The following is a 12661-nucleotide window of genomic DNA, read 5'->3' on the forward strand; positions in this document are numbered from 1 at the left end:
ACGTTCATGTTAATCATTGACAAAATACTTTGTAACTCCTAGAGATACTATCGCAAAGTTAAATTGTCCACTTCCCTCTAAACTGAAACAGACTTAATTGGAGTTTTCTGCAATAACTAATGCTGGAGACAACAATGAAAAAATCACGTGTTAGCGAGTCACAAATCATCGCGGTGCTTAAAGAATCCGATGCGAGCATGAAATTTGAGGATATCTTTCGTAAGCACGGGATAAGCAATGAGACCTATAACAACTGGAAGTCGAAGTATGGTGGTATGGAAGCTTCTGATGTGAAACAACTTTAAGAGCCTGAAGAAGAGAATGCTAAGCTCAAGAAAATGTATGCTGATGTGAGCCTTGAGAATCATGCGATTAAGGAGTTGTTCGAAAAAAGGGGTGGTGGCAGCAGTAAAACGCGAGTGTGCCCAATCGTTGATAACGTCTGGATAAAGCATACTCAAAGCCTGTCTATTTGTGGGCATTAGTCGTTCAACTTTTTACCGATAATAACGAGACTGGCGCAAAGTTGATGCTGCTGTCATTGATGCAATAATCGCTGAACTGAAAAATCCCCCAGAACTGGCTTCTGGAAGTTTTTCGGGCGCATGCGATTTAAAGGCTACCCGTTTAACCATAAGCCTGTTTATCGCGTATACTGTCAGATAGGACTGAATTTTAAAGCGCAGAACCAGGAGAGTACTGCCAAAGCGCATCACACAGCCATTGGAAGTGTTGGACCAGGTTAATCACCAATGGGCCAGTACTGATTTCGGATCGGGTAACAGACTGGTAGAGCATAATATTAAACTGCTCTACATTCAGCCAGGAAAGCCTCAATAAAATGGATTTGTAGAGAGGTTTAATGGCTCGTTCCGAAGAGAATTCCTCAACGCTTATCTGTTTGAAAGTATCAATTAAGTAAAGAAGATGGTCTGGTTCTGGTGGCTGAATTATAACGAATAAAGAACACATGTAAGTCTTGGTAACCTGCCTCCGGCAGCATACCGAGCAAATCTGGAAAACTTTAATTTAGAACTGTGTCATTAACGAGGAAGTGGACAAAATGTCTTCCTGCTCTTCAGAGAGACTTCCCAAGCTTATATCTAAAGCAGATGTTAAGATATAAGCTTGGGTGGACAGTAGTCTTACCGATGAAATTTAATTCAGCACAAATATTTAACTTTATCCGCTATTAATATAATGTACCTCTTTTATATCAAACTAATAAACTAAATAACTTGAATTTAACCGCTTTCGACTCTTATGAATTCAGAAAATCACCTTGACCTTTTTAGTGAAGCCTATACTAGCAATTTTGCTTACGACCTTGACAATCAGTTGATGTTACATTGGTACCCCACCAGAATAGCACCGAAATTAAATAGTGGCTCATTACTGGAGTTAGGGCTTGGACACGGTTACAGTACCAAAGTGTTCTCTAACCTGATAGATGATTACTCTGTTATTGATGGGTCAAGCTCAGTTATACAGCAGTTTAGAACTAAATATCCAGAGTTGCACAGCGTCAAAATTATCCACAGTTTTTTTGAGGATTTCGAATCAACAGATAAGTTTGACAATATTGTTATGGGATTCGTCCTTGAGCACGTGAACGATCCGACAGCAATATTAAAACAATTTCAGCGAATGCTATCCGAGAACGGTAAATTATTCATTGCGGTTCCAAACGCCACGTCTCTTCATCGGCAGTTAGGATTGGGCGCCGGATTAATTGAGGATATGTACCAACTATCAGCGGCGGATTTAGAGTTGGGCCATAAGCGTATTTTCGATGTTAATTCATTAACAGATACTATTGTTCAAAGTGGACTAAAAATAAAATCTATGGAAGGAATTTTTTTAAAACCTCTGACAACAGACCAACTATTAAAACTATTGTTACCTAAAGAAGTGTTAAATTCAATGATGCAATTAGGTGTTGAATATCCAGAACTGTCTAATGCTTTACTGGTTGAATGCACTGTATGAGGGTTGTTATAACTGGTCATACAGGATTCCTGGGAGCAGAATTATACAATGCATTTGTGCAATCTTTTGATACTTTTGGATTTGCTACTAGTAATGGCTTTTCTCTCACAGACGCCAATACTTTAGAAATACTCCCGGATAAATGTGACCTTGTCATTCATTGTGCAGCCAGAATGGATGTAGATGTCAACAATTTTGTTAATAGTATTGACGTTAATGTCAGAGGTTCTTTGCATATGGCCGAATATGCATTGGACAAAGGGGCAAAGTTAATTCACATCTCATCTATTTTTGCGATAGAGCACAATGATAATCAATACTATGATGGTTATGGAGCGTCAAAAAAGATTGCTGAAGATGTGTTACTACAGTACGCGAAACTAACCAAACTAGACCTATTAATTTTACGACTACCACAACTATATGACCTTGAAGGTAGAGCAAAGAAATCTCAAGCAATGCTTTATCGGCTCATAGACCAGGTTACCCTGCAACATAAAGCTGTAATTTACGGTGAATTGGATCCTCAGCGTAACTATTTGTATATCAAAGATATCCAAGAATTGATTTTAGAACTAAGCAGTTCACCACTATCCGGTTGCTACAATTGCCCTCACCCTAATTCAGTGAGCGCCACAAAATTAGTTAGGCGCATAGCTAAGGTACATAAAATAGAAGTTCCCATTGAGTTTTTGCAGCACAAAGAAAACCTGAAAACCATTCACGTTCCAACCACAAATTTAATTTGGGAACATGTTCGTAGTCTCCCCAAAAATAATATTCTTGATGATATGTCTATTATAATTGGGCGTTATCGTGAAAAATAAGTGTACAGTATTGGTTACTGGAGTCGGTGCAATAATTGGCTATGGAATTGTTAAGTCACTTAGGGCGAGCCTATATCAGTGCTATATTGTCGGTATAGACATTTATAGCGATGCCGTCGGCAAAGTCTGGTGTGATAGCTTTGTAGCAGGTGTTAAAGCCGATTCAAAAGATTTTCAGGATCATATCCAAAGAGTGGTTAAACAATACAGTATTGACCTAATCATACCTGGTATTGAACAAGATCTTCAGGCACTGGCTATAATACGGGATACGTTATCAGAACTGGGAGTCGTCGTAGCGCTTAACAGTTCCTACTGTTTAAACACATTTGGCAGTAAGCTGAATACCAGGCAGTTTTTGCTCGATAACTGTTTACCCGTACTTGAAACGCTGAGCGCCAAAAATGCGAACTCGATTGAAGTATCAAAGTCCCTGGGATACCCCTGCATAGCTAAATTAGACAAATCAACGGCAGGAAAGGGACAGCGAATAATTCATGATGAAACGGATCTAGCCCCCTTTTTAGGCCAAAGTGAGTATCTACTGCAACGATATGTAAACAGCAGTATTGTAAAGGAGTTTACGGCATCAGCATTCGGATTAGGTAACGGTGATTTCGTTAATTTAATTACTCTTGAGCGCACCTTGGGCTCTGACGGTGCGACGCATAAAGCGAAAGTAACCAGCAATGAACCATTTATTCAACAAATTAGAATAATCTGTAATAATAGTAGACCTGTTGGACCGACAAACTTTCAATTTATTTACGATGATAGTCAAAATGAGTACTTCCTCCTCGAGATAAACCCCAGAATCTCTTCAAGTTCATCATTAAGGACTGCGTTCGGAGTTAATGAAGCACAAATGTGTATCGACTACTATTTACATAAATGCATTCCTGAGACCTCAGTAATCAGGTCGGGAAAAGCACAAAGATATATAGCGGATAACGTTGAGTATGATAGCTCTGATTTCTGATGTCCATGGTAATTTACCAGCACTAGAGGCTGTTCTGGAAGATATACAACGTTATCCGGTGAAAGAAATCATTTCACTTGGCGATGTTGTTGGATACTACCCCATGATAAATGAGTGTATTGAACTATTGCGTGCGCAAAACGTTTCCAATGTAATGGGCAATCACGACTATTATTTAATTCACAATGAAAGCTGTAAACGATCAAAGACCGTTGATCAATTGATCAGCTTTCAAAGCGAGCTTATTAAGAACGAAAACTTATCTTGGCTAAGTCAGAGTCCACTGAAAATTGAACGTGAGAATAGCTCCTTTGTTCACGGTGGGTGGAAGCGAGGCTTCGAAGAATACCTATACCGCGTAGATCATGCATATTTTGAAAAGTTCGATTATCGCTATTTTTTTGCCGGACACACCCATGTTCAGTGTCTTTACCAATTTGAAAATGGTCAAACCTTCTGTAACCCTGGCTCAGTTGGTCAACCTAGAGACGGTAATCCTTGTAGCGCTTGGGCACTATTTGATAATGAAAAAATAACTCTACGACGAGTTCCGTACGACATTACTCCAGTGAAAAAAAGTATGGCTGCATTGGGCTTCGATGATAAACTTACAAAACACCTTCATATTGGTGGCAGGATTAATGGCAGCATTGATAAAATCACAGTGACTTAGTCAATAATCATTTACTATAAATATTACGAACAATGTAGTTTGGCCTCAGTTTGACTTCGCTATAAACTTTAGACAAATAAATACCGATTATTCCTTGACTACATAAAAGCACTCCGCCAATAAACCAAATAGACACCATCAGCGATGTCCATCCGGCTTCTATTGCATCTCCAAAAAATATCTTGCTAGACACTAAATAAAGGCCAAACACAAAAGCGGAAAAAGCCATTATAAATCCACTGTAAAAACTAATATGCAGTGGTACTGAGGAAAATGAAGTAATCCCCCGGCTCATAAGTCCTAATTTATGTCGCAGTGTATAAGTCGACTGCTCATTACTATTTTTATTTACTCTTAAAACGCGCTGTGTAAATCCAGTTATATGAAATATACCTGCGAGGAATAGCTCGTTTTCTTGATGCAACAGCAACGCATCAACATATCTCCTACTCATCAATCGAACTGTAAGTGGGCTTTCTTCCATGTTAATGCCAGACAAACGATTAAATAATTTATAGAATAGCGATCCTGTAGAGCGCTCTATCAATCCGCCTTTTCGATTTTGCTGTACGCCATAAATAGAGTCTATTTGCTCTTCTTTTTCCAAGAAAGCTTGATAAAAATCCGTTAGCAGTTCCGGAGGTTCTTCAAGATCGGCATCAATAAGAAAAATTAACTCACCGCTAGCATGAGCCAAACCTGCCTGTATCGCTTTGTGATGACCAAAATTGCGACTCAAATCAATAACTCGAACGCGAGAATCTGTTTGGTGCAAATCAATAGCAAGCTTCAACGTGTTGTCAGGTGAGCCGTCATTTACAAAAACGAGCTCAAAATCATCAGTTATTTTTTTAGCTGAATCTGTAATTCGCCGATAAAACTCTAATAAAAAGTGCTCGGAATAATAAAGTGTTGTAACTATGGACAGCTTTGCCATTGGGTTAGAGGCTCCATTAAGTTAAAAAACAGCCAAAAGGGTTACGTGTTCTAAATCGCAAAATAGCGCTTATATGCAACCCTCAATTAGTTTTTACATAAGTTGAGTAGCACCTAAAGAAAATAGTATGCGTTTTCTGTAAACGTTATCCGGGGGACAATTTCATTAGTAATGTAAAGCAATTTGCGCTTCTTTAAAATCAGATTAACGCATCTATTTTGTGTGGCGGAGAAATTCCCTTGCGTTAGAACCGCAATGAAATAGCAAATCAAGAATAGTTACTTGATGTTGGAACTCTCCGTGTAATTGAGGATAAAGGGGATAATTAGAATAATCCATCCACTGAACTTCCACGCCTGCTCGTTGAAACATGGAAACATCAAGGTAGTCTTTCGCAGCAGGTCCGCTCAAATAAACCTGACCTCCATTAGCTTTAACTATTTCCAATAGTCGTTGACTACTCCCTAAATTATTTGAAAAACGCCCACTGTCAGTAAGCTTAGTTTCGATCGAAAGAAACTCCCGAGCTATAGTCTTCGTTAGATATTGATTCAAATCAGATAAATTTCGCCATGATTTTTCGAAGTAGACGGTTTTCAAAAACTCAACGTAACGTCCAAAATAGGGGGCTTTTGAATAAGCGTGATAGATACTATTAAAGTGCTTTTTTTGCCACTGTTTATCACTAATTTCTACCTCACAAATCAATCGGCTCACATTACTCCCACAAGGCACTGTTAACCATTGCATTCCATTGCTAGTCTTTATCTTGTTGCGATTTCGCCAATCTCTGTTGGTATACTGAACGTTATCCATGAATACAAAGACATCCGAGGCAGCAATGATATCAAAGTATCCCTTCCATGGCAGATAATTAGATTGTACGATCGATACAACCGTTTTCATAATATGACCTTCTACACAGCTTAAAATGCGAACTGAAAAAAATTAACTATAAACTTACAATACCAGCTCGTGTTTCGATCCTCATCCCACCCTGACCATTTTTTGACCTTCGCCCTACACCATCTACTATTATCTGAGATAAGGTTTTTAACTGATTAAATGCAATTTCAATGATAGCTTTGCAATATTACAATCTTCATCAATTTCACAGGCGTTAAATAATTGTATCACCTTCTATTGTGTAGGGTAATGAACGCAAGTAAGTGGATGGTTAAATCAACAATCTGTAACCGACAACAGTTCTAAACCATAAAAGCAATGCATTAATATATAAAACATGAAACAGGCAACCGCTCTCTACCCCCATACTACACTCATATAGGCATTATGGTTGCCAAGCTAACTTTCACTATAAGAACGGCTACCAGACAAAAAACCGATTTATTACTATCAGGAGCAGCTTAACGTTGACATAAAAAAAGCATCACTACCAAAATAACCAAACACGACACTTTGCCCCTTTGTAAAACTTAAAGTAGTTGAATAGATTAAGACCCGGTAAAGTCATTGCTGACAATATCAACACATCATATTAAATAACGAATTTCCAGATACTCATGATGGATATTGATATTAATGATGGATCGTATTACAACCTACTTTTAAATGGTTTGGAACTTGTGTTAAACCTTTTCGCATATAGAATATATCTACTATTTCGGATACAGGGCTATATCCCAGTTGAGCCGTCATTAACACCTCTCGTAAGGTCGCCATATCACCACAATTCAAAAGTTCCTGAATCTGCACCAACAAATCATCCAATTTTTTCTGTGACAACTTTACTTCTTTGGCTTTCATAATCCTAGAGTGTGAAGTCGTTTCTACTGCGTTGCCAATAAGTAATTCTTCGAAGAGCTTTTCACCGGGCCGTAAGCCGGAATATGTTATTTCAATATCACCATCAGGATTAGAATCGGATTTAACATCGAGGCCCATTAAATTGATCATGTTTTCTGCCAAGTCTCTTATCTTTACCGGCTCCCCCATATCCAACACAAATACTTCTCCTCCGGTAGCCATAGCACCAGCCTGTATAACAAGAGAGGCAGCTTCAGGGATTGTCATAAAATAACGAGTTATTTCTGGATGGGTAACTGTAACCGGTCCGCCCAGGTTAATTTGTCTTTTGAACAGTGGAACCACTGATCCCGATGAGCCTAATACATTTCCAAACCTCACCATCGAAAAAACTGTCGTGTTGGAACTTTCTGCTAGCGTTTGCACGACCAGCTCAGCGAGCCGTTTGGAAGCCCCCATAATATTAGTCGGCCGAACAGCTTTATCTGTAGAAACAAGCACAAAGTGACCAATATTGTGCTTTTTCGCCAATTCTGCCACGTTTCTCGTCCCGATTACATTATTAACTAAACCGGCCTTTGTATTTTTTTCAACTAATGGAACATGTTTGTAAGCTGCTGCATGATAAACTGTATTGACCTTGTATACTTGGAACAGTTCCTCTAGTAATACTGTGTCCAGTACCGAACCTAATATTGGGATAAGATTGATCCCCGGGAACTTGTTCGTTATTTCATGCTCTACCGCATACAAATTATACTCCGCAACATCTAATAGAATTAAAGACTTAGGCTGTAATGCAGCAATTTGGCGACAAAGTTCAGAGCCTATAGAACCTCCGGCTCCTGTAACAATTACGTTATTATCAGAAATACACTTTTCCAATAATTCTGATTGAACTGGCACAGCCTCTCTTCCTAGCAAGTCGTTTATTTCAACCTCCCTTAGGCTAGCGTAATTGTATTTACCACTGACCAAGTCTGCACTACCCGGTATCGTTAACAGCTTTATCTTTAAAGACTCGACAGACTTTATGATTGACTTTCTTTGAGTCATTGTTGCACTTGGAATAGCTAGCAACACTTTTTTAACGTGATGAGTCTTTACCAACCCACTTAACATCTCCGGCGAATGCACTTTTACACCGGCAACTTCTGATGACTGCAAATATTTGGAATGATCAACAAAAGCTATCGGAAGATACTCTCCGCCATGCTGTAAAGATAAACATAATTGCCTGCCAGCAGAACCTGCACCATAAATAATGACTTTTTCCTTCTGCTGTTTCCCGCGCGAATTAATTAGGCCTCTAACGAATAAACGACTACCCGCTGTAAGTATTAAAATCAATGCAAGATAAATAAATGGGACCGAACGAGGCATTTCAGCTTTGAGCAAATAACTGGTGACGAGTAGTATAGTCGCTGAAAAGATGGCGCTCATCGCCAAGTTAGTTAATACCTTCACGTCTAGGTATCTAATTACGGCTCGATAGAGCCCAAGGTTTATCCAGACCCCCAGTGACAATAGGCTGGTAACAAACAGAACTATAAAATGCTCATTGGAAATCCAACGTTCCAAGGCCCCTTCGCCAACACGAACATAAAATGCTAAAAAATATGCGATACTGATGAACGCTACATCAACTGTTAATGTAACAAGCCGCTTCCAGACTCTTGGTATCTCAAAAAATTTAAAAAACAGATTCATGAAGAGTTTTCACAGTAAAAATAAAAAAGTCATAACAGTTACAGCATATGAGCACACACTAATATCGGTTTAGATTATGCTGGAATCGGTTACTCTGATTGTAATATCGAGCATAGCAGAATCACCCAAGCTCTTCGATTATATCTTATTAACCAAACAAGAAACAAACAATTGAATATCTGTTTTCCACACTTTACACCGAGATTTGTTGATCGAAATAGTAATGTTGTCCTCAATAATTAAAAGCCAAGCGATTATCGTTGAAGTCGATGTACAAACTTTAAAGTTTTGCACCCTATCGGTTTATTTACCATCATCATGATACCGTTAACGGGAGTAATTGGTAGTTTCTTATCCTCGCAAAATGCCGACCAATAAGGCGTGTAAACCTGGTTATAAACAACGGCGCCGGGAGCTTCGTTGACACTGATATTTACTCCACTATTGGTCAATTCAAATCCATACAGCAGTACTTCACTATTGTTAAATGACTGCCACCTATCCTCCTGAGCAATGATCACCGCGTGATACTGGACTTCGCGAAGTTCCTCATAGAAATCTACAGTTTTATAGGAATGATCTGATTCCGCTATCGCTTTTGGAATGAACACTCTATGCCACGGAGTTTGTAGCTCAAACACCCTGAGTCCTTTAACCAAATTTAAACCTGCGTGACTTTCTGTAATATAATTTGTAAAAAGTTCAGCGCTTGTAAAATCACCATCAAGGGTTAGTGAGGGTATGCTTAAGACAAGAGACATATTAGTCATCGTTCTAATTGCCTCGTCACCAGTTAACATAAACCTAACATTTGCCAAAGCCAGCATATTTAAGTCGTATGATGCCTTATCTTGATAAAAATTAAAAAAGTGGCTTTTTGGATAGTATGGTAATTTTTTTCTCTCCACCCCATAAGCCAGAAAATATGTCCTGCGCGCGGGAAACGCTGGCTGTAAACCATCAAACGTATCCATATCAAAATAAATAGGAGTCGCCCAGGTTATTGTTTTAGAATCAGTAACCGTTCGAAAGTGCTCATGCGGTAATTCCCGCAAGACAGAATAATGCTCTAAAAACGCAAAAGAGTTGTACTTTTGTGTGTATGACACACTGATTTGAGTGAGAAATACCCCACCTTTCCAGCCAAACCAAAGCAAACCGATGAATATAACTGCGTTAGTACAAAAACCAACACCACGTATCAGTGCATCATGCTTCTGAAGTGGTTTAACAAATCGCAAATACGTCCACCCCGACTTTTCCGTTGCAGCACTTGCCATCACAAAAGCAGTAAAGACTGAATTCATTGTCCAAATAATAGTCCATTGATAAGAAGCAACGACAGGGACATCTATTGCTCGAGCGGCAGCCTGCACAACAATTGGAAATAGAATGATCAATAGGAAGATAACAATAAGAGGTTTAAAACGCAGCTTTAAAACACAAATCAGCACTGCAAAAACAGCGACCGGGAACAGAAATGTTTTAATATGGGCGTAATCTCTTACATAGAGTAATGATCGAATTGCCCGCTCAAGGTGAAATAAAAAATCTGTGATAAAATCTACTTCTGGGTGGGTTCTTGCAAAAGTACCCAGTAACCGAGTAGAAAAATCAACAGCACCCAACACCGGATAGTATATTGCAGATGAGTTTACGAGAAATACGGCTATAGTGAAGATCATTAAAGTAAACCAGAGCTTATAACGAGCTTTCACAACAGTGATAAAGTTGGGCATAAGGAATAAAACAAATAGAACCGTGAAGCCAATTAAATAAAATACGAAAACAGGTTGTGACAACGTAGATCCGAGCAACACCGTAGTGAACCCAATCAAGTAGTTAGTAACCATTTTGTTAAAGTTCCCGAGACATGCAAGCGTGAGCCATACCGCAATAGAAAAGTCCCATCCCATTCCTCCGATAGTCCAGCCATAAGCACTTTCATGCACCACAACTGAAAACAGTGCCAAACTAAAGCTCAAGAACAAGTTAGCTTTTAAACAATTGGAAATGACCAAATAAATTCCCATAAAAAGACTCATCAATGAGAACAGTCTTATTACTAAATTGGTACTATAAATATCACAAAAACTAAGTAACCATCGATATACGGAAAAATGTTCATAACCATAACCAAAAACAACGCCGGCACCACCAGCAAACTGATGATTAAAATCACCATAATTCAGGTTTTTAACTGAATAATGCCAAGGTATAGTGCCTCTAATTTCATCCAACCAGCCTACAGCTGACATATCTCCTAAAAACCAATAGGGGTAAAGCAACAATCCAATACACAAAAAAGCCAAAATAACGAACAAAAAATGTGAAGGAAAAGAATTTGTCATTAGAAACGTTCGTTTAGGCATGATCCAGATAAATAGCAGAAGCAAAGAATAAAGTATCGCACACCCAACGCAGTAAAAAAATAAATTGTTCATTACGCCCGAGAGATGTCACAATTATCCGCTCACAAACAAACCCAATAATGTTCTACTTACTTTACCTCCAAAATCATTGCTATTGATTGGAATCTGAGAATAATCCCTATGAGTAAATGCGCTATTCCGTTTAATCAACCCTATCTAACCGGGAATGAAATAGCTTACATACAACAAGCTCTCAAAGAAAAACACTTGAAGGGGAATGGTTACTTCACTCACCAATGCCAGAAATTGCTATCTCAACTATTTAATAAAAATGATGTGTTGCTGACTCATTCTTGCACTGCAGCACTAGAAATGGCAGCGCTACTTGCTAATATTCAGCCAGGAGATGAAGTAATTATGCCCTCTTACACCTTTGTCTCAACTGCTAATGCGTTTGTGTTGAGAGGGGCCACACCGGTTTTTGTAGATATTCGACCTGATACATTAAATATTGATGAAAGTAAGATTGAAGCAGCAATAACCGACAGAACCAAAGCAATAGTGCCAGTTCACTACGCAGGTGTAAGCTGTGACATGGATTCGATTATGGCAACCGCCCAAGAATTCAATCTGATAGTCATCGAAGATGCCGCACAAGCGATCATGAGCTCTGCTGCAGGTTCCCCGGTAGGTACAAGAGGTGATTTAGCCGCCGTTAGTTTTCACGAAACTAAAAACATTCAATGCGGTGAAGGTGGAGCCTTGATAATAAATAACCAGAAATTTTTAGAAAGAGCAGAAATAATCAGAGAGAAGGGTACCAATCGCAAGCAATTTATACAGCGCAAAGTTGACAAGTACACTTGGTGTGATGTTGGCTCCTCTTATATTCCTTCAGATTTAAACGCTGCCTTCTTACTAGCTCAGTTGGAAAATGCTCAACACATTACCAACAAAAGACTAAAAATATGGAGCCAGTACAATGAGTTACTTTCTCCCTATGCTTCAGTTATACCTATTGAGTGCCAGCACAATGCACATATGTTTTATATGTTGCTTCAAAGCCCAATACAACGTGACGCCTATATAAGGTTTATGCAACGCCACAATGTATCTTGCAGCTTTCACTACACCCCATTGCATCAATCACATATGGCTAAAGGTTACCTCCTCCCCTCATCAGAGTTAAAATACACAGAAAAAATGAGCAATAACATAGTTCGTCTCCCACTTTGGCCCGGAATGACGGAAGAAATGGTGTCCTTTGTAGCTGAAGTGACTCTGAAATTCTTTGACGCCAATTACGCTATTTAGCTTATAAACCATTAATGTATGCCAGAAACACAATCTATCAATATGTGTTTAGAATACTTAGTAAAATCAGACTACATTTCAAAATGGATATAA

General features: G+C 38.8%; 9 protein-coding genes and 1 pseudogene. 6 read left to right on the forward strand and 4 right to left on the reverse strand.

The genetic code is table 11. The features are described 5' to 3' along the window. The first annotated feature begins 134 nt into the window (after positions 1-134). The 5 genes and pseudogenes from LJ740_RS12140 to LJ740_RS12160 all read left to right on the forward strand — a co-directional run bounded on the left by LJ740_RS12140 (position 135) and on the right by LJ740_RS12160 (position 4468). Positions 135-1047 (forward strand): annotated as a pseudogene (locus tag LJ740_RS12140) (integrase core domain-containing protein). 216 nt (positions 1048-1263) lie between these two features. Beyond that, entirely contained in the window at positions 1264-1989 is a 726-nt protein-coding gene (locus LJ740_RS12145) for a class I SAM-dependent methyltransferase (RefSeq protein WP_229529356.1), read from the forward strand. Further along, positions 1986-2816 carry an NAD-dependent epimerase/dehydratase family protein gene (locus LJ740_RS12150; protein ID WP_229529357.1) on the forward strand — a complete coding sequence of 277 codons (831 nt, stop codon included), beginning with the start codon at positions 1986-1988 and terminating at the stop codon, positions 2814-2816. Before LJ740_RS12145 ends, LJ740_RS12150 begins: the two co-directional genes overlap by 4 nt. After that, entirely contained in the window at positions 2806-3795 is a 990-nt protein-coding gene (locus LJ740_RS23315; protein ID WP_229529358.1) for an ATP-binding protein, read from the forward strand. The genes LJ740_RS12150 and LJ740_RS23315 overlap by 11 nt, the downstream gene beginning before the upstream one ends. Further along, entirely contained in the window at positions 3776-4468 is a 693-nt protein-coding gene (locus tag LJ740_RS12160) for a metallophosphoesterase family protein (RefSeq protein ID WP_229529359.1), read from the forward strand. The genes LJ740_RS23315 and LJ740_RS12160 overlap by 20 nt, the downstream gene beginning before the upstream one ends. A gap of 7 nt (positions 4469-4475) precedes the next feature. Here the strand turns inward: LJ740_RS12160 and LJ740_RS12165 are convergent, their stop codons facing one another. The 4 genes from LJ740_RS12165 to LJ740_RS12180 all read right to left on the reverse strand — a co-directional run bounded on the left by LJ740_RS12165 (position 4476) and on the right by LJ740_RS12180 (position 11233). Beyond that, positions 4476-5405, reverse strand: coding sequence for a glycosyltransferase family 2 protein (locus LJ740_RS12165; RefSeq protein ID WP_229529360.1), 930 nt, complete (start codon positions 5403-5405; stop codon positions 4476-4478). A 213-nt stretch (positions 5406-5618) separates the two neighbouring features. Then, a complete protein-coding gene (locus tag LJ740_RS12170; RefSeq protein WP_229529361.1) occupies positions 5619-6311 on the reverse strand; it encodes a WbqC family protein in 693 nt (230 codons plus the stop codon). A 633-nt stretch (positions 6312-6944) separates the two neighbouring features. Beyond that, the gene (locus LJ740_RS12175; RefSeq protein ID WP_229529362.1) at positions 6945-8882 is read right to left on the reverse strand and encodes a polysaccharide biosynthesis protein; all 1938 of its coding nucleotides are present in this window, start codon (positions 8880-8882) and stop codon (positions 6945-6947) included. Between the two features lie 254 nt (positions 8883-9136). Further along, entirely contained in the window at positions 9137-11233 is a 2097-nt protein-coding gene (locus LJ740_RS12180; RefSeq protein WP_229529363.1) for a hypothetical protein, read from the reverse strand. Positions 11234-11434: 201 nt separating this feature from the next. On the opposite strand from LJ740_RS12180, the gene rffA reads away from it, so the two are divergent. Continuing rightward, positions 11435-12568, forward strand: coding sequence for a dTDP-4-amino-4,6-dideoxygalactose transaminase (gene rffA / locus LJ740_RS12185; RefSeq protein WP_229529364.1), 1134 nt, complete (start codon positions 11435-11437; stop codon positions 12566-12568). Positions 12569-12661: the final 93 nt, after the last annotated feature.

The sequence above is a fragment of the Planctobacterium marinum genome (genome assembly GCF_020687805.1).
Taxonomy (GTDB): Bacteria; Pseudomonadota; Gammaproteobacteria; order Enterobacterales; family Alteromonadaceae; genus Planctobacterium; species Planctobacterium marinum.